The following is a 23,538-nucleotide window of genomic DNA, read 5'->3' as shown; positions in this document are numbered from 1 at the left end:
AATGAAAAAGTTTAAAACGGCCAAAGAATCCAGAGTGTCCATTACGGAGTTAATGCTCCCCTCCCACTCTAATTTTGGTGGAAAAGTTCATGGGGGTCACATCCTAAATCTTATGGATCAAATTGCATTTGCATGCGCATCCAAGCATTCGCAGGCCTATTGTGTAACCGCTTCAGTGAATCGGGTGAACTTTCTAAATCCAATTGAGGTGGGTGAACTGGTGACACTTAAGGCCAGTATCAACTATACCGGTCGCACTTCAATGGTCGTTGGGGTTCGGGTAGAATCTGAAAATGTAAAGACAGGGGAAACTAAACATTGTAATTCTTCTTATTTCACCATGGTGGCCAAAGACGATAATGGGAAAAACCTTGCTGTTCCTGGACTTCAGATTGAAGATGTGAACGGACTTAGACGGTTTGCCCGAAGTAAGGAAAGAAAACTATCTGCTTCCGATCGGGATTCAAAATACAGCCCTAGAAAATTTAAGGTCAACGAATACCTTCATGTGCTGGAAGGTGAAAATGTCAAGCTGGATCTTGATTGATCATTGATGCAGCATCGGTATCCAAAAACCAAATCAACTTACCAGTTTCCGGTTGGACCAACGATGCGGGATAAGCTTCAAAACCTTCGGTTTTTTCGAGCACGGATAGCACCTTTTCCGCCTTTCCTGCTCCAGTTACAAGAAACGCCACTTCTTTAGCCCTATTGATTACTTTTCCATTCAAGGAAACTCTTTTTTGCCCCGATTCTGGATGGGTGGCCACCACACAATGGTCCTCTGCATCCCAAAGATTAATTTCATGGGGGAATATGGAAGCCGTATGCCCATCATCGCCCATGCCCAAGACAACCAAATCGAATTGCGGGATATCATCAACTCTATCCAAATTAATTTCCAAAAGATTGGCATACCGCATGGCCTCGGCAGATGGGTCATTCTCCCCAAGTACACGGTGGATGTTCCCAGTTGGCACATCGATTTTGGAAAACAAATGCTCTACGGTCATTTTATAATTGCTCTGGTCGTCCGTGGGAGGAACGCACCTTTCATCACCCCAATAAAAATGGATTTTGTTCCAATCAATTTTAGTTGAATAGTTTTCTGCTAGGATGTCAAAAATAACTTTGGGCGTACTCCCCCCGGATAGTGCCACATGAAATATGTCCTTTCCTTTCACCAAGCTTTCAAAATAACTTGAAAACGCGTTGGCCACCTCCTGTTTGTCCTTATATATTTTTAGGTCCATTGTCCCTTTAACTTTTATTCGTTCTCGACTACGCTTGAACTGACTGCTGCTAATTGTTAATTGTTAATTGTTAATTGTTAATTGAATCTAGCATATCACACAATAGCCGGGGTCATCGGCCAAATCCTGTCCCGGGTTTCGCCAATAGCCCAGGTCATCAATCAACTCATCTGCATTCTCTGGGCCCCATACCCCAGCGGCATATCCGTACATGCGCACATCCTTGCCATTTTTCCAATAATCCAGGATAGGGTCTACAAATTCCCAAGCAGCTTCCACCTCATCGGCACGTGCATAAAGTGTTGCATCGCCCTGCATGGCATCCAACAACAGGCGTTCATAGGCCTCCATAACATAGGTTTGAGCCAGACTTGAGTAGTAAAAATCCAAATTGGCTCGTTCCACTTTAAAGCCTTGGCCAGGTACCTTTACCCCAAATTTCATGAGAATACCCTCGTCTGGCTGGATTCTGATGACCAATTTATTATCTTTACTGTTGACCCCGGAGTCTTTAAAAATTTGATGATGCGGCGTCTTAAAATGGATAACCACTTCGGTTACCTTGGTCGGCATTCGTTTTGCTGTTCGTACATAGAATGGAACTCCATGCCAGCGCCAGTTATCCACATAAAACTTAATTGCGGCATAGGTTTCTGTGGTGGAATTGGGGTCTACCCCGTCTTCTTCCCTATAGCCTTTAACTTTTTGCCCATTGATTTCAGAAGCCACATACTGCGCCCTAATGGTATGGTTCCAAAGTGTTTCTTCATCTTCCATGATGCGCAGGGATTTCAACGCCTTTACTTTTTCATTTCGAATTTCTTCGGGTTGATCCCCTATCGGAGGCTCCATTACAATCAACGAAACAATCTGTAGCAAATGATTTTGGAACATATCCCGAAGCGCTCCGGATTTATCATAATATCCCCCTCTTTTTTCAACACCCACACTTTCAGCGTTGGTAATCTCTACATGGCGAATGTAATTCCGATTCCAAAGGGGTTCAAAAATGCTATTGGAGAAACGGGTCACCAATAAATTTTGAACGGTCTCTTTACCCAAATAATGGTCTATCCGATAAATCTGGGGCTCATCAAAATATTGATGAAGCCCATTGTTCAAATTTCTTGCTGTTTCCAGACTATATCCAAAGGGCTTTTCCACTATCAACCTTTTCCAACCATTATTTTGGGTATTCAAACCTGCATCGGCCAGATTCTGCGCAATGGTTTCATATAATGTTGGAGGTGTGGAAAGATAGTAGATGATATTTCCAGAAGTATCGAATTCCTCTTTCAAGGCTTCAACACGTTTTCTGAGCCCTGTATATTCGGTATCATAGGTCCCGCCTAAGTCTTCGTAAAAAATTCTGTCGGCAAAACCTTGAATGTAATTTTCTTTAAGATCCTCTATTTTTTCTTTCAAATAAGGACTTTCATATACCACCCGATTACGGAATTGTTCATCAGAAAGGTCACTTCTACTTGCACCAAGTACCACAAAATTCTCCGGTAGTTGTCTTGCCACATAGAGATTGAATATGGCGGGAATAAGTTTTCTGGCCGTTAAATCTCCGGAAGCACCAAAAATAACGAGCATTTGGTTTTCAGTCTTTTTCATCTGCGTATACGGGGTTTAGTCAATAAAGCTCAAAATAAGACCAAAGGAAATCACGATTCCATAAAAAATAGTTTGCCAGGCCTTCTTATTTTTGAGCAAGACGAATATAACGTTTATTTTAGGTTCCTAATTGGGCAGTCGCCTACTTATTAATGTCCTAACAAAAGACTTTAAAAAACGCTAAAAAATGGCAGATACGTACGATTTTGGCCTTGTGGGCCTAGGGGTAATGGGACGAAACTTTATTCTCAATGTCGCAGACAACGGTTTCACGGCTTACGGAAATGATTTGGACCAGGAAAAGGTAAACGCCCTTATTGAAGAGGGAGGCGACCCATCAAAAGTCAATGCCACCACGGAGGTTTCCGATTTTGTAAATGCTTTGAGTACCCCGAGAAAAATAATGTTGTTGGTCCCGGCAGGAAAGGTTGTAGATATCGTTATTGAAAGTCTTCTTCCCCATTTGGACAAAGGAGACATCATCATAGACGGAGGGAACTCCTTTTTTACCGATACGGACCGAAGAGAGGGTTATTTGCAGGAAAAAGGAATCAACTTTTTTGGAGCTGGGGTCTCGGGAGGTGCCAAAGGCGCAAGAAAGGGTCCGAGCATTATGCCCGGAGGTTCAAGAGAGGCCTACCAATACGTAAAACCCATTTTTGAAGCGGTATCTGCCAAATACAAAGGTGAACCTTGTGTTGCCTATCTCGGGCCAAAGTCGGCCGGCAACTACGTTAAAATGGTCCACAACGGGATTGAATACGGATTAATGCAATTGACCTCCGAGATTTATGATCTACTGAAAAAAGCTGGTGGACTTACCAACGAAGAACTTCACCAGACATACGCAGCATGGAATTCCGGTCGTCTACAATCATTCCTTGTAGAGATAACCTCGGAAATTTTTGCCCAAAAAGATGATTTGGGAGATGGACATTTAGTCGATAAAATCTTGGATAAAGCCAAACAAAAAGGTACAGGAAAATGGACTTCACAAAACGCCATGGATTTGGGAATACCCGTGCCAACCATAGATATAGCCGTGAGTATGAGGGAGATTTCGGCTCTGAAGGCCGAGCGTATTAAGGCCGATGAACTCTACGGCAGACCTAAACCAGAATCCGTGGTTAAGGATACGTTGGTGAGTCTTTCAGAAAAGGCCCTTTATTTTTCGTTCATCATGACCTATGCCCAAGGGATGCACCAATTGGCAGATGCTTCAAAAGAATACGGATATGAATTACAATTGGGTGAGATTGCCAAGATATGGAGAGCTGGATGTATTATTAGAGCAGCCCTCTTGGCCGATATCACAGAAGCTTTTCAGGCTGACGGCAACCTGCAGAATCTTTTGTTGTCTCCATCTTTTGTAAGCAAAGTTCAGGAGACTGTGAGTGCTGCCCGTGAACTTGTGTCCTACGGGGCAACCAATGGCATTCCGTTACCGGGCTTGTCCAATGCGCTCACTTATTTTGATGCGTACACCAGTGGCCGACTACCCTTAAACCTGATTCAGGCGCAAAGAGATTATTTTGGTTCACATACCTATGAACGTTTGGACCAAGAAGGGATATTCCATACGGAATGGGAGGATTAAAACACCATATACAATTTAGGCTGGTATGCCAAAGCGATTATTAGCACATTTCAACCAGTATGTATCCATTTCGGAGGAAGAATTTATGGATATTCTTCCCTATTTCGAAAGAAAAACAGCCCGTAAAAAAGAAATGATCTCCCGTGCGGGCGTTAGTTGCGATCAAACCTATTTCGTATTGGAAGGCTGCCTCAACATGTATTTTACCACCGAAAAAGGTAGTGAACGTACCGTGCAATTTGCCATAGAAAATTGGTGGCTCACGGATGATTTGGCCTATATAAACAAGCAACCTACCGAATTCAACATTCAGGCTGTGGAAAAGACTGCGTACCTGGTCATATCCCATGACCAACATATGAAACTGTTGGAGCGCTTCCCAAAACTTGAAAAGTACTTCAGGAGCATTTATCAGATAGCGTATGGCGCTTCGTTGATCAAATTCAAGTTTTTACAAGATTTGAGCAAAGAAGAAATCTATTTTCATTTTACGGAGAACTTCCCTGGTTTTGCCCAAAGGGTTCCCCAGTATCTTATTGCTTCTTTCCTTGGACTTACTCCGGAATATGTGAGCGAAATCCGTGCTAAAAGGCGTTCTTAAACCCGTTTAAGTTTTTTGATGCGAGCCTAAAATACCTTAGCATCAAAATTGAAAACGACAAAAATGGAAGAACGAGTTCAAATTAGCGAAGTTGAGCCCAATGCCTACAAAGCCATGTTCGGCTTGGAAGGATATTTGGAACAAGGAGTGCTTAGCAAATCGCATTATAAGCTTATTAAAATTAGAGCTTCCCAAATCAATGGCTGTGCATTTTGCATAGATATGCACAGTAAAGAGGCTTTAAAGTTGGGAGAAGATCAAGAACGGATTTTTTTGCTAAGCGCCTGGTGGAACTGCGATAGTTTTAGCGAGGAAGAAAAAGTTATTCTCCAGCTCACGGAAGAGGTGACCAAAATTCATGAGCATGGCCTATCCGCAGAAACTTATAAAAGGGCAATGGAATTTTTTGATGCCCACTATTTTTCTCAAATCATAATGGCTATAATTACCATCAATGCGTGGAACCGCATCGCCATAAGCACCCATGTTCCAATTCCAGAGTAAGTGCCAATAGGTCAGTCATAGTGCACATAATAGCGTAAAATAATCGCTTTGAGAATAATTTTCAAAACCTCTGACATAGGGTTGACACACCTTGGATGTAGTTTTGTTATCCAATGAAAAATAAATCAAAAAATGAACAACAATCAGCAAGTCATGGAATGGGCTCCATTCACCATCAAAGAGGACGTATCGGAAACCGAACTGTTGGAGGTCTCCAAAGCTTTGCAAACCGATTTTCTTCAAAACCTAAAAGGCTTTGTTAGAAGGGAACTTTTAATAGAGGCAGACCGGAAGTACATTGATGTAGTCTATTGGAAAAACATGGATGCAGCCCGAAGGGCAATGGATGAGGCCAAGAAAAGCCCTGCCTGCTTCGCTTATTTCTCACTCATGGAAGAGGCAGATAACCAACAGCCCAACCAGGGGGTATTTCATTATCAAATCGCAAGCAGCTATTAATCAACAAAGTCCCAATTATGGGACTTTGTTTTTCTTTCACAATTCAAAATGGTGTCACAAAACAAGGATGGACCTATAGTACATGAGGAGTACTTATTGCAAAAAACGCCAGGTAAGGGAGGTTGGACCTATGCGAGCTTGCCATCTGTGGTTCCCAACAAAAAAAATCCCTTTGGATGGGTACAGGTTAGGGGAACTATTGACGACTATTCATTAAAAAAGTACAAACTCATGCCCATGGGAAACGGGAAACTGTTCCTCCCAGTACGCGCAGAAATCCGTAAGAAAATAAACAAACATCATGGGGATTATGTGCAGATTGTGCTGTTTCTAGACGATTCCCCGCTCGAGATTCCAACCGAAATCCTAGAGTGTTTTGCCTATGAGCCCAAAGAGCTGCTTCAGACCTTTACCTCTTTTCGGGAGTGGGAGCAAAAGGCTTACTTGGATTGGATCTACGCGGCAAAACGAGAAACTACCAAGGCCGACCGTATCGCTAAAATGATGCACAGACTTTCTAAAAAGCTCACCTTCCACCAAAAGGAAGAACAAGCTTAAACCAAAATCTTTTAGCAAAATTTGCGTAACCAAATGATTACATATATATTTGTAACCAAACGGTTACTAATTAATGAGAAGAGATGTATTTCAGGCCATTGCCGACCCCGTAAGACGGGACATTATCCAACTACTCTCCAACCAGCAGCTTACGGTCAACGCGGTTGCCGAAAAGTTTGATGTCAGTAGGCCTGCAATTTCCAAACATTTAAAGATTTTGGAGGAATGTGGGATCATTTCCTTTGATCAAAAAGGCCGAGAACGCTATTGTCTCATCCAACCCAAAAACCTTATCCCCGCCTTTCTTTGGATAGATCAATACCGAAATCTATGGGAAGAAAAGTTGGATTCCTTCGAAAACTACTTAAAACAACTTCAAACCAAAAACAAGAAAAATGAGTAAACTAGACAACCCTGCAAATCGTACCCTGACCCTAGAACGAACCTTTGATGCACCCTTGGCCCTAGTATGGGAGGCTTGGACCAATCCAAAACATATTGCTAACTGGTGGGGGCCCAAAGGAATGCAGACCAAGGTACTTGAGCATGACTTTAAGGAGGGTGGGAGTTGGAAATATGCTATGACCATGCCAGATGGAAACGAGTTCATAGCCGAAGGAACATACAAGGAAATTGTTGCTCAAGAACGCATAATCTCGTCAGCGGATTTCAAACCCATGACCGAAGGCGTAGAAATCCAGGCCATTTTTAAGGCCGATGGCGATAAGACCCTTTTTACCTTCCATTGCGTGCACGAGACCGAAGAATATTGCAAGCAACAAGAGCAGATGGGCTTTTACAATGGCTGGGGCTCCGTGTTTGACCGTCTGGGAGAATTTGTACAATCCGCCTAAACCTCATTACTAGGGAATACTTAAAGGCCGCAGCTTGCGGTCTTTTTTCTTTAAATCCGTGAACCCAAAAGGGCCATTCATCAATCCGAATGCAGCATTCATAAATTCTGGTGCGAAAATTCTCATGAAACATCCCATCTTTCCAGAATAATTTCAAGTCCATTTTTATGAAAAAACATAGCTTACTCTTTAAAATGAGTGCACCCTCCATAATCGCTATTGTCATTATTATGATCTCGTGCAAAAAAGATGATGGCCCCACTCCTATTGATCCCATTGTTGGTACTTGGAAACTTACGGGTGCCTCCGTAAATGGAGTCTCCAAACTAGGGAACATCTATAGTTTTGCGCCCTGCGCCGCAGATGATCAATTTGCAATGGCAGTGGGTGCAGCTTCGGATGAAACGGGTAATCTCAGTGTCAACCTGGGTGATGTGGACTGTTATGAGCCCTCCAAAGAAAATCAAGTTGTTGAAGGTGGTAGTTGGGGCTACAAGGAGAACAAAAACAAACTTACCATTACACTACCGCAGGGAACGGGGTTTCCCATTCCGGTATTGGAAATCGGAAATATACAATTTCCTAATGATGACACGCTCACAGGAACCCTATACGCGTTAGATCTGAATATTTTTGCAGAAGCCGAGGACCTCGATATTATACTCACAAGACAATAATAAACAAGCATATGGGCAGAATCACATTGTTTTCCTGTCCTGCCTTTTTCCTTCATATTTGGTTGTTAAAAAAAAATAATTACATTTGTGGTGTTCTAGTTATCTAATACACTATAAATGCTATCGATTAAAAAACTACATTTTGCTTATTCCAATAGCCCCGCCGTGCTCTCCAATATCAACTTGAATTTCAGCACCGGCAATATCTACGGGCTTTTTGGCAAAAATGGTGAAGGCAAGAGTACTTTGTTAAAATTGATGGCCGGACTGCTGTTCCCAATGACCGGGAGCTGCAATCTTCATGGCGAACCGACCAAAAAACGACAACCCCACATTTTAAAGGATGTTTTTCTGGTACCTGAGGATTTTGAACTTCCTTCATTGCGAATAGGACAGTTTGAAAAAATAAACTCTTCATTTTACCCTAGCTTTTCTAAAACTCAGTTTTACGATTTGCTGGAGGAGTTTGGATTATCACCATCAAATACTATTTCCAAATTATCGTTTGGCCAAAAGAAAAAAGTGCTGATTGCCTTTGGTATTGCCACCAATACACCTCTGCTGCTCATGGACGAACCCACCAATGGATTGGATATTCCCTCCAAGAGTCAATTTAGAAAGGTTATGGCCTCTGCCGTGGACCAAGGAAAGTGTATTGTTATTTCTACCCATCAGGTACGAGATCTGCACAGCCTGATCAACCATGTGGTTATTCTTGACGATTCCAAGGTTTGCATGGACCTACCCCTAGAAACTATATCCGAAAATCTGTGGTTTGGTATGACTCCAAAGAAAAACCTAGAAGATGTGATTTATACCGAAAGTACCTTGGGAGGAAGAGCCATTTTGGCCAGAGGGGAACGCGATGAAACCGAAATAGACCTTGAACTTCTTTTTAATGGGGTAATAGAGGCCGGGGTGAAAATTACTGAAAGTATAAATTCAGAAACTCATGCATAAGGGATTTAGCTTCAATAGAGTGTATAAGCTCATCAAAAGGGATTTGGTGCTGTTAAGAGGAGCCCTCACCACCAGCGTTTTGGTTGCCGTTGTTTTGCTGTTCCTGTTTAGTATTTTCAATATGATATGGGACCAGCAACTCAGTACATCAGAATTTTTCGGGATTTTCGGGATTTTCTATATCCCATTGGGATTACTGTTCACATTTGCCTTGTTCCGTGAATTCAATGATTCCAAAAAGAACCATATGTATCTTATCCTTCCGGTATCCATTCCAGAACGTTTGTTTGCAAAATGGTTGACTTCAACACTGATTTATACTTTCGTTTTTTCAGTGATTGCAGTATTGGTGGGGATGTTTGCCATGATAGTCGGCATCATTGTATTCGGAGCCGATTTCACACCGATATCCTTGGTTTCGGTATCCTATTGGGACCTTCTAAAGACCTACTTTTTGGTACAGCCGGTTTTTTTGGTAGGTGCCATTACTTTCAAAAGAAATCGGGTTGGAAAAACAATACTGAGTTTGGGCGTTCTGGTCTTGTGCTTTGCCCTGCTCCATTTCATTTTATATGCTCTTTTCAATTATAGCTTGGGAGTTTTCGAAACCGACGGTCTTGGTTCCGTTGCCTTTGATAAGGCAGGTTCTGATTTTTCCAGTTTGGGGAAATGGTTTTATGTAATCCTGCTTGGACCAGTAATGCTAGCGGTCGCCTACTTTAAAATGACGGAAAAGGAGGTATAACATGGATTTCGACAATAGTAAACCGATTTATTTACAAATAGTGGACTTCTTTTATGAAAACATATTGACGAAAACTTGGCAGGAAGGTGAGCGCATCCCCTCGGTAAGAGAAGTGGCCATGATGGTTGAGGTGAATCCAAACACCGCCATACGTGCGTTCAATCATCTGCAGGACCTTGAAGTAATTTATAATAAAAGGGGGATTGGGTACTTTGTATCGGATACGGGTTATTCCAAGGTTTTGGAAGTCAAAAGAAAGGAATTCAAAGAGCAGGATTTGCCAGATGTATTTAAAAAAATGAAGCTTTTGGATGTCACCTTTGAGGAAGTCAAAAGTGCTTATAACCAACACCAAAATGAAAAAAAGTAACCTCATATTAATCGGGGCTCTGGTCGCGCTGTTCTTTTTTACGTTGCTATTTCAGTTGACGGTGCACAGTCATGTCAAAAAGGAAAAAGCAGCTATAAAACCTGTTGAAATACTGACAAGGAACAGAGACATTGACGAATTCAGCTTCATTACCGCGGACGGACCCGTCACTGTTGTTTTTACACAAAGTCCAACACGGAATTTACAATTAAAGACACCCAACTACTTTATGGATTCCATAAGTACAGTGGTTCAGAACAATATGTTAAGCATTAACTTGGGTAAGGGGTTAAAAAGCAAGGATAGTGTAGTAATACGGATTACCAACTCATCATTGGCCGGTTTACTGTTGCAATCCAAAGCCGTCTTTAATTCGGATGGTGAATTATCGGGAGATTCCCTTTCCCTCGAATTTAAGGATGAGAGTGCAGCCGATATACAACTGAATTACGGTACGATACATTATTCAAACTCATCTACGGGGCAAATCAGCCTAGAAGGCAACTTATCACAAATCAAATTAAAGGAACACATGAAAGAATAAACCACACATCAAAAAACGAACAATCATCAATCATCAATCAAAATTCATCAATCAAGAAACGAACAGTCATGAAATCAACCACTGTTTTAGGTTCCAGGGAACCTATAAAAAGACCACCCAAGTTTAGGCTCTGGTTAATGCGAGGCCTTTATTTTCTAACCTTTATTGGCTTGGCTTACGAAACTTGGGAATATCTGCTTTTTCCAACAGAACCACTGGATTATCTGAGCGGAGTTGCTTTTAGTTTTTGGGCCGCCTACGCAACTTTAATGGGAATAGGAATAAGATACCCTCTAAAAATGTTACCGTTGATTTTCCTCCAATTGGCATACAAGGCCATCTGGGCCTTAACGGTATATCCGCCCATGAAGGCCGCTGAAACCCTAACACCAGCCGGAGAATCATTCTATAGCATCTGCATTACAGCCGTAATCATAGATATTTTGGTCATCCCCTGGGGATATGTGTTTCAGGCCTACATAAAACCTTTCTTTAAGCTAAAAAGAGAACAGGTTTAATACCGGTGACAATCATCAATCATTTTTATTCATCAATCAAAAAACGAACAATCATGCAAACAAATCAAAAGATTGGAAGGACCATTGGCTTCCTATTGCTCATCATAATAGCGTTGGGCATTCCATCAGTAATTTTTAGGGGCCTTTCTTCTTCCTTGGTAAACTCTTCCGACTTTCTCTCTCTGGTTTCTGAAAACGCCATGGAAATGAGAATCGCAGTGCTTCTCGATATCATCGTCAGTGCACTTTGGATTGCCGTAGCCGCCGTTGTTTTTCCTTATCTAAAGAAATTCAACAATCAGCTCGCCTTGGCCTATATGGCCATATGGAGTGTATACTTTGGTATTATCATCTTCAGCAATATCAGTCATTTATCATTGATTTCATTAAGTCAGGAATTTGAGACAATGGGCCAGCTCAATTCGGAATATTTCACCTTGGTCGGGCGACTAAAAGTGGATGATTACTTTTGGGCCCATTTTTTTGGAATCATGCTCTATGCTTCCGCTGCCTTTATTTTCTATTACTTTTTATTCCACAAAAGATATGTGCCCAGGTTTTTATCGCTTTGGGGCATGATAGCAATCTCCATAGTTTTTGTGGCCTGTTGGTTGAATATTTTCGAGGTCGATATCAGCTTTCACTTTTTTAGCCAAAACGGACTCCACATGATTATTCTTATGGGGTGGCTGGTGGCCAAGGGTTTCTCCGAACCAAAAGCACCCTAAAAGACACCTGGATAATCCCTTCTTCTTTCAATTTAAACTTCAAAAACGAACTATTATGAATTCATCTTCAAATACCATACGAACCCGGACCAGAAGTTATACATGGTCAAATAAACTACTCTCATTTTCTGTCCAATTTTGGTTTATTGTGGCAGTCACCGGTCAGTGGATATTTGCTTTCTATGTGGCCCTGTTTTATGGTGGTGCGGCCATAGATAATGATTTTATGCGATGGAACAGGGTTCTTCCACATGGATATGTGGAGGGAGAGACCATGGGTAACATAGCCGTTGGCATCCATCTTTTGTTTGCCGTAATCGTCATGGTAGGAGGTCCACTACAATTTGTTCCAAAACTAAGAACCAAGTTTCCCGTTTTCCATCGCTGGAATGGCCGATTTTATCTAAGTGCGGCGCTGCTTATCAGTCTAAGCGGAGTTTACATGGTGGTCACCAAAGGAACCATAAGCGGTCTGGTTGGCGATATCAGCGTCAGTCTTAATGGAATCCTGATTATATGGTTTGCCGTAATGGCTTTACGAAGAGCAATCCAACGCAATTTTCAATCGCACCGGAAATGGGCACTTCGCTTATTTTTAGTCATGGCCGGGGTATGGTTTTTTAGAATCGGACTAATGTTTTGGCTCTTCGTTCATGGCAAGCCGGTAGGTTTTGACCCAGAAACGTTCCGGGGGCCATTCTTAGTGGCTTTGGGGTTTGGACAATACTTGATACCCCTAATGGTATTGGAACTCTATTTTGCTGCCCAAAAATCCAAATTGGGGTCCGTTAAAACAAGTATGGCCGCAGCCCTTGTTCTATTAACGGTAATTACCGCTTTGGGAACATTTGCTGCGACCATGGGACTGTGGCTTCCTAGGATAAGTTAAATCCTATTATTTGCTCAAATACATTTTTCTGCGGGAGTATAGGTTGTAAAAATCGTCATCCTTTAAGCTATCGATAAACAAGATGCTTTCTCCCGTACTTTTCATTTCCGGACCTAGATTTTTATTTACGTTCGGGAATTTGTTGAACGAGAATACCGGTTGTTTGATTGCATAGCCATCCAAATGCGGTTTGAAATCGAAATCCTTGATTTTCTTCTCTCCCAGCATCACCTTGGTAGCAAAATTCACATAGGGTTCCCCATAGGCTTTTGCAATAAAGGGAACTGTTCTCGATGCACGTGGATTCGCTTCGATAATGTAAACGGTATCATCCTTGATGGCAAACTGGATGTTAATCAACCCAACAGTATTAAGGGCCAAGGCAATCTTTTTTGTATGGTCCTTAATTTGCTGCATAACGAATTCCCCAAGATTGAACGGTGGCAAAGTGGCATTGGAATCCCCTGAATGAATCCCGCAGGGTTCGATGTGCTCCATGATTCCAATGATGTAAATTTCTTCACCATCACAGATAGCATCTGCCTCGGCTTCTATAGCTCCATCCAAATAATGGTCCAGTAGGAGCTTGTTGTTTGGAATACTTCGAAGGAGATCCACCACATGAGCCTCCAATTCCTCTTTGTTGATAACAATCTTCATGCCCTGTCCTCCAAGCACATAAGATGGTCTTACCAACAACGGAAAATTAAGTTCATCAGCCAGTTCCAAAGCCTCATCCGCAGTTTCCGCCACACCAAATCGTGGATAAGGAATGTTGTTATCTTTTAAAAGGGTGGAAAAACTTCCTCGATCTTCAGCCAAATCCAATGATTCAAAGCTGGTTCCAATGATATTAATACCGTATTTATCCAGTTTCTCAGCGAGCTTCAGAGCAGTTTGACCGCCCAGCTGAACTATCACCCCTTCCGGTTTTTCATGACGGATAATATCATAGATATGTTCCCAAAAAACAGGTTCAAAATAAAGCTTGTCCGCGGTGTCAAAATCTGTAGAAACCGTTTCTGGGTTACAGTTGATCATGATGGTCTCGTAACCACACTCTGCAGCGGCCAATACGCCATGGACACAGCAATAATCAAATTCAATTCCTTGCCCTATTCGATTAGGCCCCGAGCCAAGAACAACAATTTTTTTGCGGTCCGTCACTTCACTATCATTTGCCACAAAACGCTTGCCGTCCGCAGTTTCTATTTCTTCCTCAAAGGTTGAATAGTAGTACGGCGTCATAGCCTTAAACTCGGCGGCACATGTATCCACAAGCTTGTATACCCTGTTGATTCCCAACAAGGTACGCTTCTTATGGACTTCGCTTTCATAGCAATCCAACATATGGGCAATCTGGCGATCTGCAAAACCCTTTTGCTTAGCCTCCAACAAAAGGTCCTTGGGCAGACTTTCCACGGTATATTTTGAAATCTCCTGTTCCAGATAGTGCAGCTCCTCATATTGTTTTAGGAACCACATATCTATTTTGGTAATATCATGGATAGTTTTAAGCGGTATACCCAATTGAATGGCATCATATATAACAAATACCCTATCCCAACTTGGAACTCTTAATTTTTGAATGATTTTGTCGTAGTCCTTATATCCTTTGCCATCTGCACCCAATCCATTCCGCTTAATCTCCAGGGATTGTGTGGCTTTGTGCAACGCTTCCTGGAACGAGCGACCAATTCCCATTACCTCACCAACGGATTTCATTTGTAATCCCAGTGTCCTATCCGAACCTTCAAACTTATCAAAGTTCCATCGTGGGATTTTTACAATGACATAATCCAAAGTAGGCTCAAACAAAGCGGAAGTAGATTTGGTAATCTGGTTGTCCAGCTCATCCAAGGTATAGCCAATGGCCAACTTGGAAGCAATTTTTGCAATTGGATATCCGGTAGCTTTAGAAGCCAATGCAGATGAACGGGAAACCCGTGGGTTGATCTCAATGGCAATAATATCCTCTTTTTCGTCTGGGCTAACCGCAAACTGTACGTTACATCCCCCTGCAAAATCACCTATGCTCCTCATCATATGAATGGCCATATCCCGCATACGCTGATACGTTCGGTCGGAAAGTGTCATTGCCGGCGCCACAGTGATAGAGTCACCCGTATGTATACCCATTGGGTCCATATTTTCAATGGCGCAAATGATAACTACATTATCATTTTTATCACGAAGCAGCTCCAACTCATATTCTTTCCAACCCATTAGTGCCTTGTCTATCATCACCTCATGGATGGGAGAGACTTCCAAAGCCCGACTTAAAAGCTCATCAAAATCTTCAGGATCATGCACAATAGAGGCTCCTGCCCCACCCAAGGTAAAAGAAGCCCTAATTACCAATGGAAAGCCAAACTCCTGGGCAATCTCTTTTCCTTTCAGAAAGGAAGTAGCAGAGGCTTGGGGAGGCATTCCAATTCCAATTTTAAGCATCAGCTCCCTGAACTTTTCCCTATCCTCCGTAATATTGATGGCATCAATATCCACGCCAATAATCTCTACGCCAAAATCTTCCCAGATTCCTTTCTCGTCCGCTTCAATACACAAGTTTAGGGCAGTTTGCCCGCCCATGGTAGGCAATACGGCATCTATATTGGGGTGGTTCTTAAGAATCTCAATTATTGACCTGGTATTTAAGGGCTTCAAATACACATGATCCGCCATGGCGGGGTCGGTCATAATTGTAGCAGGATTGCTATTGATAAGGATGGTTTCAATACCGTCCTCACGCAATGATCTTAAAGATTGTGAACCGGAATAATCAAACTCACATGCCTGGCCAATAATGATTGGGCCAGAACCAATAATTAAAATGGATTTAAGGTCTTCTCTTTTTGGCATTCTAAATAGGGGTTGTATTATTTAAAAAAATCTTTCAAATTTCGACAAAAAAAAAGGTGCTAAACTTAAAGAAGTAGCACCTTTGTAAAAAAGTTATTGACAGTCATTATTTTTTATGACGTGGTTCAGATGAAACTGATATTTTCTTTCTTCCTTTGGCTCTTCTTCTAGCTAGAACCTTTCTTCCATTGGCAGTCGCCATGCGCTCTCTAAAACCATGTTTGTTTCTTCTCTTCCTCTTTGACGGCTGATACGTTCTTTTCATTTCGGAACTGTTTTAATGGATATTATAGTAAGGAGGTAAAACTTCCCTAAAAATTCTGGGCGCAAATATACGAAGAGTTTTTACTTTGACAAGTACATCACAAAAATATTTAAATTAGTTTTTACTACTTTTGCCTGCTCTTGATTTCGCCTAAAATTTCAACATAATTATGTTCCACAAAAATATAAAACTGGTCATTGCCGCATTGATTGTTGGTTACTCAGGATATCAATTCGTAGAAGGTTACATCGGTAATGGTATAGCCCTTATATTACTATCATTAGTATTCATTTTTCTGTACTTCAGAAATGAATTTATTCTCATGGCCTTTCTTCGTATGCGCAAACAGGACATGGAAGGCACCCAGAAATGGTTGGGTAAAATAAAGAATCCGGAAGCGGCCCTGATTAAGAAGCAACAGGGTTATTACAATTATCTACACGGTATTATCTATTCGCAAAAGAACCTTACCCAAGCAGAAAAGTATTTCAAGAAAGCATTGAAATTGGGCTTGACCATGGATTATGATGTGGCCATGGCGAAATTGAGCTTAGCCGGTATTTCCATGCAAAAGCGAAGAAAGCGGGAAGCAACACAATTACTGCAAGAAGCTAAAAAGTTGGATAAGAACAATATGCTCACAGAGCAGATTAAGATGATGCAACAGCAGATGAAGAAAATCTAAGAACTAGATTAACATCTACCTGATAAAATCCAGATTTACATATTTCCGTTACCGTCCAGCTCCCGTTTCGAGGTAATAGCCCTTCATTGGGATTTCCACCACGTATTTTTTTCTTGAGCTGTTATTAAGGTGCGGTTCCCGTAGCCATGGGTTGTGACGTTTCAGAATTTTATAGTTTATTTCGTGTAGCTTGGCAAAATCGGCCCAACTGGTCACTGCAGTATCTACTTCCACTGAAAATGTGGGTACAGCCTTATAAAAGTCCTCCTTACCTACATCGAAACCATATTTATCAGGATTGGACAGAATTTCTTTTAAGGCCAAAATCCTGAACACATAGCGACCGGTTTCCTGCCCCAACAAAAGGTCATAGTAATTATCAGCCTTCTGGATTCTCATATACTTTTGAACACCACCCGGGCCGGCATTGTATGATGCAGCAGTAAGCGTCCAAGTTCCAAAGCGTTTCTTCCATTTGTTTATGTACTCGCAAGCGGCTTGCGTGGACTTCTCAATATGATAGCGCTCATCAACATTGGTATTTACTTCCAAACCATATTCCCTGCCAGTTGCTTTCATAAAGTGCCACATTCCGGCAGCACCTTTGGGTGAGGCAACATCTATAAGGGCACTCTCCGCTACCGCTAGGTACTTAAAATCATCCGGAATTCCATTTTTGGCCAGAATGGGCTCAATGATGGGAAAGTATTTATTCGCCCGTTTCATCAAAAGCAATGCGTTTGACTGCCAATAGGTGTTCACCAAAAATTCACGGTCCACCCGTTCCATTACTTCGGGGTCTTCTATGGGTACAGGCTCGCCCGCAAAGTTCAGGTCGCTAGGTATATCAATTGCACTTATTTTATAGCCATCCGAGACATTTTTATCATCTGAGTCCCCGTCTTTTGAAGTACTCAATTCCTTTTCCGCAGCATTCGGGTCGGATTGGGTCGCAAACACAAGACTACCCAAAACGACTACCAATCCAATAACAGCTAAAATATTTTTTATGTGTTTCATGCTTCTCCTCTTTGTATGATAAAGATACTATATAGAACTGCCTTCTTCTAAAATAATTGCAGGAAGGTGTTCATTAAACCAACGTGCCCGATGTATGATCATGGTATGGGTGCCATTTTTAATTGTAATGCAATTGGAGATATTCGTAATCGGAAAAACAGCATCTTTATCACCGTGAATATGGACCAAATTAGAAGGTATGTCCTCTTGTTTCCAGTTTACAATGGCGTCTATGGCCCAATCAATATAACGCTTGTCGCGTACAGAAAGATACTTCTCATAAAGCTCCAACCTTTTGGTGGCTCGTTCGCCAAAAGCATATTTCGCCAATAGTTCTACATTGTTGACCAAACCTGTAGGTAATAACCTATGCACCTTGGTGTATTTGGCAAACAACATTTTTTTTGGGAGTTCTGAATGATGCTTAACCGCCGAAACCACGATCAACTTTTTTACCTTAAGATGTTTGGACATCTCCTGCACCAGCAGTCCCCCAAAGGACACACCAACAAGCACTACTGCTTCGTGAGCGATGAAAGAAGCCATTTTCTGTGCATATTCAGAAAATGTCATTCCCTTTTCCGGGACAAACCATTCCAATTTATAGGTATTAAAGATTTCTTGATCCAATTCCAGGCCATCAAAAATGGTTGGATTGGCAGCCATACCAGGCATCAAATAAATAGGTGTTTTTTGGTTCGACATTATAGAGCTAATGCAATTGGGGCTAGGAAATTAACAATTTTTTGACTAATTTTGTGTCCCTTTTGCAATAAGCCCCGCTGAATTTTGAACAAATAACCAAAAGGGAACATCAATTACCACTTCGGTAATTAGGCTGTGTCAATTTTAAAACAATACTATATGACAGAAATGGAAATTAATGACAATAGTTTCTTGCGCCAATTTGAAACTAGGGTTGATGGTCATTTGGCTAAAATTGAATACTCTTCTCAAGAGCGTAAAGTTTTTCTAACCAAACTGGTCATTCCGGAAGAGATTACCCAAGAAGGCTTCAAAGAAACTTTTATCAAAGCCGTTTTGCATGAAATTCAGGAAAAAAACCTAAGAGTTGTGCCCACCAGCCCTCATATTGCAGGTTTTTTAAGAAAGAACAGACAATACAAGGAGATGCTTCCGGTTGGAATTCGCATCTAAGTAATCAGGAAAATTTATTAGGGACCTCTCCAATCGGAGAGGTTTTTTTATGCCGTTACTTTTTCCGTTACAAAATTAAATCGAAACAAACCGTCTTCATCGATTTGGGTAAGCTCCACTAGATGCAGGGTGTTTACAAGGTCTGGATTCCAAGGAGCCTTTACTTTTACATAGTTTTCCGTAAATCCATGGATATACCCGGATTTATTCTCCCCTTCAAAAAGCACGGTCCTTAAAGTTCCTTGTTGACTTTCGTAAAAAGCCCTTCTTTTCTTCGCTGACAACCCCCTAAGCATTTTACTACGCTTGCTCCTCACCTTTTGCGGAACCGGATTTTCCATTTCAACAGCGAGGGTATTATCCCGCTCAGAATAGGTAAAAACGTGCAAATAAGAGATGTTCAATTCATTCAAAAAGTTGTAGGTTTCTAAAAACTGTTCCTCAGTTTCCCCCGGAAAGCCCACGATCACATCTACCCCAATACAAGCATGAGGCATCACATTTTTGATTCGATTTACCCGATCTACATATAAATTGGTCAGGTACCTTCTTCGCATTTTTTTCAGGACCTCATCACTTCCACTTTGCAATGGAATATGAAAGTGGGGTACAAAAGATGTGCTGGTTGCAACAAAATCTATGGTTTCATTCTTGAGCAGGTTTGGCTCAATAGAAGAGATTCGTAACCTATGAATCCCTTCCACCTTGTCAAGTTCCCGGACCAATTCAAAAAAGGTGTGTTCGTGTTTTTTGTTTCCAAATTCCCCTTTACCATAATCTCCAATGTTCACACCGGTGAGTACTATTTCCTTGATGCCCCTTGCAGCGATTTCAGACGCATTTTTAAGGACATTTTCCAAGGTATCACTTCGCGAAATTCCCCTCGCTAATGGAATTGTACAATAGGTACACTTATAATCGCATCCGTCCTGGACTTTTAAAAATGCCCGGGTTCTATCTCCAATGGCATAGCTTCCCACATAAAAATCAGCCTCATCTATTTCACAGGAATGTACCTCTCCCCTATCATTTTTTGAAAGGTCGTTCAGATAATCGGTAAGCTTAAACTTTTCTGTAGCGCCCAACACTAAGTCCACCCCATCCACTGCAGCCAGTTCTTCAGGTTTCAATTGGGCATAGCAGCCAAGCGCGGCGATAAAGGCATCTGGATTGCCTTTTTGGGCTTGCTTCACTATGGTCTTAAAGCGTTTATCAGCATTTTCCGTTACAGAACAAGTGTTAATAACATAGATATCCGCCCTATCCGAAAAATCCACACGATCAAAGCCCTCTCCTTCAAAACTTCTGGCAATGGTAGAAGTTTCAGAGAAATTGAGTTTACACCCCAGAGTATAAAAAGCTACTTTCTTGCGCATGATTCCGCTTAAATTTTAAGGGAGGCAAAGATAGGAATAAGTTGGAATTAAACCGTTATAAGTTATAGGGTTGCGCCAATTGGCGGTCTAATAATTCCGCCACTTTTGGGTGAGTTCAAAGATATGTTCCAGAATCCGTGCTTCAACATCATCAAATTCCTTTCCCCTTCTGGCCATCATAACTTTTGCGGCCTCAAAAGCCTTTTTAGGCATATAGGTGCTAAAACCCGAGGCTCCGCCCCAACTAAAACTAGGAATAAAATTCCTTGGAAAGCCAGGGACGTAAATATTTGAGTTGACCCCAATTACGGTTCCGGTGTTGAACATGGTATTAATGGCGGTTTTACTATGGTCTCCCATCATTAATCCGCAAAACTGAAGCCCGGTGTGGTCAAATTTTTCCGTGGCATAATTCCAAATTCTAACCTTGGCGTAGTTGTTTTTGAGGTTGGAGTTGTTGGAATCCGCGCCAATATTGCACCACTCCCCAAGCACTGCATTACCTAAATATCCTTCATGACCTTTGCTAGAATATCCAAAAATAACCGAGTTGTTGATTTCCCCACAAACCTTGCCATGTGGACCAACGGTGGTAGGGCCATAGATCTTGGCTCCCATTTTCACGATGGCATTATCACAAAGTGCAAATCCACCACGGACAAGACTCCCTTCCCAGATTTCTGCATTCTTCCCAATGTAAATAGGGCCTTTGGAAGCATTCAGTATACTGTGCTCCACAATGGCTCCTTCCTCCATAAATATATTTTCCGGGGCTATCAATTTATTGGTATCTGATATCTCCGCGCTTTTCCGCCCAGCGGTAATAAGGTCAAAATCCGCTTGAAGAGCTTCTCCATTTTTGGAAAAAATGTCCCAAGTATTATCTACCGTTAAAAGATGGCCTGTAAAAACCTTTACGCTGTAGTTGGAGAAATCGGGTTCGAGGTCGGTACCCTTGGTGCCGTAGGCAATAATCCTATCATTGAATTCAATAGCTTCTCCAGGTTGAAGCGAAAGCACCCAATCGGCCAATTCCTGATTGGGGACCACCGAACTATCTATCACTGTATTTTCGGAAGCACTAACCGTCGGATATTTTTCGGATAGATAACCTTCGGTTTTAAAGCTTGTTTCGGCCTTAAGGTATCTTTCCCATTTTTCGCGGATGGTCAAAATCCCAATTCGTATTTCAGCAACAGGTCTGGTAAATGTAAAGGGAAGCAATGCCGTCCTTCTAGGACCATCGGTAAGAATATAGTTCATAGTTACAGTTTAGTCTGTATAAAAATAAAAAACGCCCCTGATTAAAAATCAAGGGCGCTGTATTATTTATTTGGAAAACCCTATTCGGATTTCTTATCCTCTTTGCTGAACTTCTTGTATTTACTCTTGAACTTGTCAATTCTACCAGCAGTATCAACCAACTTGGTCTTACCTGTATAGTAGGGATGCGATGTTCTGGAAATTTCCAGCTTCACCAAGGGATATTCAACTCCGTCAACGCTAATAGTCTCCTTTGCCTCAGCTGTGGACTTGGTTATAAATACATCATTGTTGGACATATCCTTGAAAGCTACCAATCTATAATTTTCCGGGTGTATACCTTTTCTCATCTCCTTATTACTTAATCTCAGATTTTTCGAGGTGCAAATTTAATCATTTCTTTTTGATTGTCAACCCAAAAAACTTAAAAAAGAAAAAATCTACCTTTAGCTGTAACAAATCCCATGTGGACCGCACTAACATAACGCTATCAACCCTAAAATAAAACAAATGGAAGGAACACCAATCAAAACAGGAAAATTCTCTTTACGATTTGGCCTTATCGGCGGAATTGTGGGCATTGTATTTGGCATTATGCTCTATGTGGCAGACATGCATTACGATCGAAGTTTTACCGTCCAAGCCGTGCAATTTGGAATTTTGGCCGTATTTGTGGTCTTAGGTATTCTTCAGTTTAAAAAAGCCAATGACGGCTATTTGAAAATTGGCGAAGCACTTAAAATTGGTGCAGGTGTTGGACTCATTGCCGCCGTACTGGGAACTCTTTACTTTTTGGTCTTGTCCAATGTAATAGAACCCGATTATATGGCCAATGCCACAGAATTACAGAAAGTTAAGACATTTGAGCAAAATCCCAACCTTACCCAGGAACAATGGGACCAAGGTGTGGAATTTCAAAAGAAGCTGTTCCCAGTTTTTCTAGTCTTTGGATTAGTGATCAGTGCGCTTTTTGGATTGATCGTAGGCCTGTTTACGGGCTTAATCGTCAAAAAGGATAAACCTGCCTACTAACACAAAAAATGCTACTTTTGAAGGGAATTCGACAACGTGACAATGCAGATTTCCATTGTAATCCCTTTACTTAACGAACAAGATTCATTGAAAGAACTACACGATTGGATTGTAGATGTAATGCAGTCCAATCGATTTTCGTATGAAGTCATTTTTATCGATGATGGGAGCACGGATAATTCTTGGGAAATCATTCAAAACCTATCAAAACAAAATGCACAGGTCAAGGGTCTTCGATTTCTAAAAAACTACGGGAAGTCCCAAGCACTGCATGCAGGTTTCAATACTGCCCAAGGGGAGGTGGTGATTACTATGGATGCCGACCTTCAGGACAATCCAGAAGAAATCCCTGAGCTCTATAACATGATTAAAAAAGATGGCTATCAGGTTGTTTCGGGCTGGAAAAAGAAACGCTATGATTCAGTCATCACCAAAAACATCCCCTCCAAACTATTCAACTGGGCGGCAAGGAGGACATCCGGTGTAAAACTGCACGATTTCAATTGTGGTCTAAAGGCATTCAAAAGCGATGTCATCAAGACTATCGAAGTCCATGGTGAAATGCACCGTTATATTCCGGTTCTGGCCAAAAACGCCGGTTTTTCCAACATCACCGAAAAAGTGGTCCAACACCAAGCTCGAAAATATGGAAGCACTAAGTTTGGGGCCGAGCGTTTTATCAATGGTTTTTTGGATTTGATCACCATTTGGTTTGTATCCAAATTTGGTCGCCAGCCCATGCATCTTTTTGGTGCATTGGGGGTGCTTATGTTTTTGGTAGGATTCGGGTTTTCCATCTATTTAGGTGTTGATAAGCTTTTTATAAATCCTGCCGGACGACTCATAACAGATCGCCCTCAATTCTACATCGCCTTGGTGGCCATGATCATTGGAACACAACTCTTCTTAGCTGGATTTTTAGGTGAAATAATGGTGCGTTCCAGAAAAAATGACACTCGCTACACAATCTCCAATAAAATCAACGTTTAAGGGGGCATAATTT

Annotated in this window: 29 protein-coding genes; 20 read left to right on the top strand and 9 right to left on the bottom strand. The window is 41.6% G+C overall.

What is annotated here, in order from left to right:
• Position 1 precedes the first annotated feature (1 nt).
• Positions 2 to 547, top strand: a complete 546-nt coding sequence (locus tag BUC10_RS02275; protein ID WP_073176279.1) for an acyl-CoA thioesterase — start codon at positions 2 to 4, stop codon at positions 545 to 547.
• Here the strand turns inward: BUC10_RS02275 and pgl are convergent.
• Together pgl and zwf are read right to left on the bottom strand one after the other, a co-directional pair.
• Entirely contained in the window at positions 528 to 1,253 is a 726-nt protein-coding gene (gene pgl, locus BUC10_RS02270) for a 6-phosphogluconolactonase (protein WP_073176278.1), read from the bottom strand. The genes BUC10_RS02275 and pgl overlap by 20 nt on opposite strands.
• Positions 1,254 to 1,340: 87 nt before the next feature.
• On the bottom strand, positions 1,341 to 2,873 hold the full coding sequence (gene zwf / locus BUC10_RS02265) for a glucose-6-phosphate dehydrogenase (protein ID WP_073176277.1): 1,533 nt from the start codon (positions 2,871 to 2,873) through the stop codon (positions 1,341 to 1,343).
• Positions 2,874 to 3,060: 187 nt separating this feature from the next.
• Here zwf and gndA point away from each other — a divergent pair, with 187 nt between their 5' ends.
• The 15 genes from gndA to BUC10_RS02190 all read left to right on the top strand — a co-directional run bounded on the left by gndA (position 3,061) and on the right by BUC10_RS02190 (position 12,877).
• Positions 3,061 to 4,470, top strand: a complete 1,410-nt coding sequence (gene gndA, locus BUC10_RS02260) for an NADP-dependent phosphogluconate dehydrogenase (protein ID WP_073176276.1) — start codon at positions 3,061 to 3,063, stop codon at positions 4,468 to 4,470.
• A 25-nt stretch (positions 4,471 to 4,495) separates the two neighbouring features.
• On the top strand, positions 4,496 to 5,071 hold the full coding sequence (locus BUC10_RS02255) for a Crp/Fnr family transcriptional regulator (RefSeq protein WP_073176275.1): 576 nt from the start codon (positions 4,496 to 4,498) through the stop codon (positions 5,069 to 5,071).
• A 63-nt stretch (positions 5,072 to 5,134) separates the two neighbouring features.
• A complete protein-coding gene (locus tag BUC10_RS02250; RefSeq protein ID WP_073177072.1) occupies positions 5,135 to 5,575 on the top strand; it encodes a carboxymuconolactone decarboxylase family protein in 441 nt (146 codons plus the stop codon).
• A gap of 132 nt (positions 5,576 to 5,707) precedes the next feature.
• Entirely contained in the window at positions 5,708 to 6,034 is a 327-nt protein-coding gene (locus tag BUC10_RS02245) for a hypothetical protein (RefSeq protein WP_073176274.1), read from the top strand.
• Positions 6,035 to 6,082: 48 nt separating this feature from the next.
• Positions 6,083 to 6,592 carry a DUF1905 domain-containing protein gene (locus tag BUC10_RS02240; protein WP_073176273.1) on the top strand — a complete coding sequence of 170 codons (510 nt, stop codon included), beginning with the start codon at positions 6,083 to 6,085 and terminating at the stop codon, positions 6,590 to 6,592.
• Between the two features lie 73 nt (positions 6,593 to 6,665).
• On the top strand, positions 6,666 to 6,995 hold the full coding sequence (locus BUC10_RS02235; protein WP_073176272.1) for an ArsR/SmtB family transcription factor: 330 nt from the start codon (positions 6,666 to 6,668) through the stop codon (positions 6,993 to 6,995).
• On the top strand, positions 6,988 to 7,446 hold the full coding sequence (locus tag BUC10_RS02230) for an SRPBCC family protein (protein WP_073176271.1): 459 nt from the start codon (positions 6,988 to 6,990) through the stop codon (positions 7,444 to 7,446). The genes BUC10_RS02235 and BUC10_RS02230 overlap by 8 nt, the downstream gene beginning before the upstream one ends.
• A gap of 167 nt (positions 7,447 to 7,613) precedes the next feature.
• Positions 7,614 to 8,123 (top strand): hypothetical protein, encoded by a 510-nt coding sequence (locus BUC10_RS02225; protein WP_131819031.1) that lies wholly within the window; start codon positions 7,614 to 7,616, stop codon positions 8,121 to 8,123.
• A gap of 117 nt (positions 8,124 to 8,240) precedes the next feature.
• Positions 8,241 to 9,083, top strand: coding sequence for an ABC transporter ATP-binding protein (locus BUC10_RS02220; protein WP_073176269.1), 843 nt, complete (start codon positions 8,241 to 8,243; stop codon positions 9,081 to 9,083).
• The gene (locus BUC10_RS02215) at positions 9,076 to 9,828 is read left to right on the top strand and encodes a hypothetical protein (RefSeq protein ID WP_073176268.1); all 753 of its coding nucleotides are present in this window, start codon (positions 9,076 to 9,078) and stop codon (positions 9,826 to 9,828) included. The genes BUC10_RS02220 and BUC10_RS02215 overlap by 8 nt, the downstream gene beginning before the upstream one ends.
• Before the next feature lies 1 nt (position 9,829).
• Positions 9,830 to 10,198, top strand: a complete 369-nt coding sequence (locus BUC10_RS02210; protein WP_073176267.1) for a GntR family transcriptional regulator — start codon at positions 9,830 to 9,832, stop codon at positions 10,196 to 10,198.
• The gene (locus BUC10_RS02205) at positions 10,185 to 10,742 is read left to right on the top strand and encodes a GIN domain-containing protein (protein WP_073176266.1); all 558 of its coding nucleotides are present in this window, start codon (positions 10,185 to 10,187) and stop codon (positions 10,740 to 10,742) included. The genes BUC10_RS02210 and BUC10_RS02205 overlap by 14 nt, the downstream gene beginning before the upstream one ends.
• 68 nt (positions 10,743 to 10,810) lie before the next feature.
• Positions 10,811 to 11,260: a hypothetical protein gene (locus tag BUC10_RS02200; protein ID WP_131819030.1), complete on the top strand. Its 450-nt coding sequence runs from the start codon at positions 10,811 to 10,813 to the stop codon at positions 11,258 to 11,260.
• 53 nt (positions 11,261 to 11,313) lie between these two features.
• Entirely contained in the window at positions 11,314 to 11,988 is a 675-nt protein-coding gene (locus tag BUC10_RS02195; RefSeq protein WP_073176264.1) for a DUF4386 domain-containing protein, read from the top strand.
• A 55-nt stretch (positions 11,989 to 12,043) separates the two neighbouring features.
• Complete coding sequence (locus BUC10_RS02190; RefSeq protein ID WP_073176263.1) at positions 12,044 to 12,877, top strand: DUF2306 domain-containing protein; 834 nt, start codon at positions 12,044 to 12,046, stop codon at positions 12,875 to 12,877.
• A gap of 6 nt (positions 12,878 to 12,883) precedes the next feature.
• Here the strand turns inward: BUC10_RS02190 and carB are convergent, their stop codons facing one another.
• Both carB and rpmH read right to left on the bottom strand, forming a co-directional pair.
• On the bottom strand, positions 12,884 to 15,736 hold the full coding sequence (gene carB / locus BUC10_RS02185) for a carbamoyl-phosphate synthase large subunit (RefSeq protein WP_073176262.1): 2,853 nt from the start codon (positions 15,734 to 15,736) through the stop codon (positions 12,884 to 12,886).
• A gap of 106 nt (positions 15,737 to 15,842) precedes the next feature.
• Entirely contained in the window at positions 15,843 to 16,001 is a 159-nt protein-coding gene (gene rpmH, locus BUC10_RS02180; protein WP_073176261.1) for a 50S ribosomal protein L34, read from the bottom strand.
• A 169-nt stretch (positions 16,002 to 16,170) separates the two neighbouring features.
• Between rpmH and BUC10_RS02175 the strand changes: the two genes are divergently transcribed.
• Positions 16,171 to 16,686 carry a hypothetical protein gene (locus BUC10_RS02175; protein ID WP_073176260.1) on the top strand — a complete coding sequence of 172 codons (516 nt, stop codon included), beginning with the start codon at positions 16,171 to 16,173 and terminating at the stop codon, positions 16,684 to 16,686.
• A gap of 48 nt (positions 16,687 to 16,734) precedes the next feature.
• Here the strand turns inward: BUC10_RS02175 and BUC10_RS02170 are convergent, their stop codons facing one another.
• Positions 16,735 to 17,706: a lytic transglycosylase domain-containing protein gene (locus BUC10_RS02170; protein ID WP_073176259.1), complete on the bottom strand. Its 972-nt coding sequence runs from the start codon at positions 17,704 to 17,706 to the stop codon at positions 16,735 to 16,737.
• A 27-nt stretch (positions 17,707 to 17,733) separates the two neighbouring features.
• Positions 17,734 to 18,411, bottom strand: a complete 678-nt coding sequence (locus tag BUC10_RS02165) for an alpha/beta fold hydrolase (protein ID WP_073176258.1) — start codon at positions 18,409 to 18,411, stop codon at positions 17,734 to 17,736.
• A 159-nt stretch (positions 18,412 to 18,570) separates the two neighbouring features.
• On the opposite strand from BUC10_RS02165, the gene BUC10_RS02160 reads away from it, so the two are divergent.
• Positions 18,571 to 18,864, top strand: coding sequence for a GNAT family N-acetyltransferase (locus tag BUC10_RS02160; protein WP_073176257.1), 294 nt, complete (start codon positions 18,571 to 18,573; stop codon positions 18,862 to 18,864).
• A 47-nt stretch (positions 18,865 to 18,911) separates the two neighbouring features.
• Here BUC10_RS02160 and mtaB read toward each other — a convergent pair whose 3' ends face one another.
• From mtaB to BUC10_RS02145, 3 genes are all read right to left on the bottom strand, one after another.
• Entirely contained in the window at positions 18,912 to 20,240 is a 1,329-nt protein-coding gene (gene mtaB / locus BUC10_RS02155) for a tRNA (N(6)-L-threonylcarbamoyladenosine(37)-C(2))-methylthiotransferase MtaB (RefSeq protein ID WP_073176256.1), read from the bottom strand.
• An 87-nt stretch (positions 20,241 to 20,327) separates the two neighbouring features.
• Positions 20,328 to 21,503: a GlmU family protein gene (locus tag BUC10_RS02150; RefSeq protein WP_073176255.1), complete on the bottom strand. Its 1,176-nt coding sequence runs from the start codon at positions 21,501 to 21,503 to the stop codon at positions 20,328 to 20,330.
• Between the two features lie 80 nt (positions 21,504 to 21,583).
• Entirely contained in the window at positions 21,584 to 21,853 is a 270-nt protein-coding gene (locus tag BUC10_RS02145) for a type B 50S ribosomal protein L31 (protein WP_073176254.1), read from the bottom strand.
• A 160-nt stretch (positions 21,854 to 22,013) separates the two neighbouring features.
• Between BUC10_RS02145 and BUC10_RS02140 the strand changes: the two genes are divergently transcribed.
• Entirely contained in the window at positions 22,014 to 22,535 is a 522-nt protein-coding gene (locus BUC10_RS02140; protein WP_073176253.1) for a DUF4199 domain-containing protein, read from the top strand.
• Positions 22,536 to 22,577: 42 nt separating this feature from the next.
• The gene (locus BUC10_RS02135; RefSeq protein WP_073176252.1) at positions 22,578 to 23,525 is read left to right on the top strand and encodes a glycosyltransferase family 2 protein; all 948 of its coding nucleotides are present in this window, start codon (positions 22,578 to 22,580) and stop codon (positions 23,523 to 23,525) included.
• Positions 23,526 to 23,538: the final 13 nt, after the last annotated feature.

Origin of the sequence: Flagellimonas flava (assembly GCF_900129665.1) — a bacterium.
Classification (GTDB): Bacteria; Bacteroidota; Bacteroidia; order Flavobacteriales; family Flavobacteriaceae; genus Flagellimonas; species Flagellimonas flava.
This window is presented reverse-complemented; position numbering and strand designations above follow the sequence as displayed.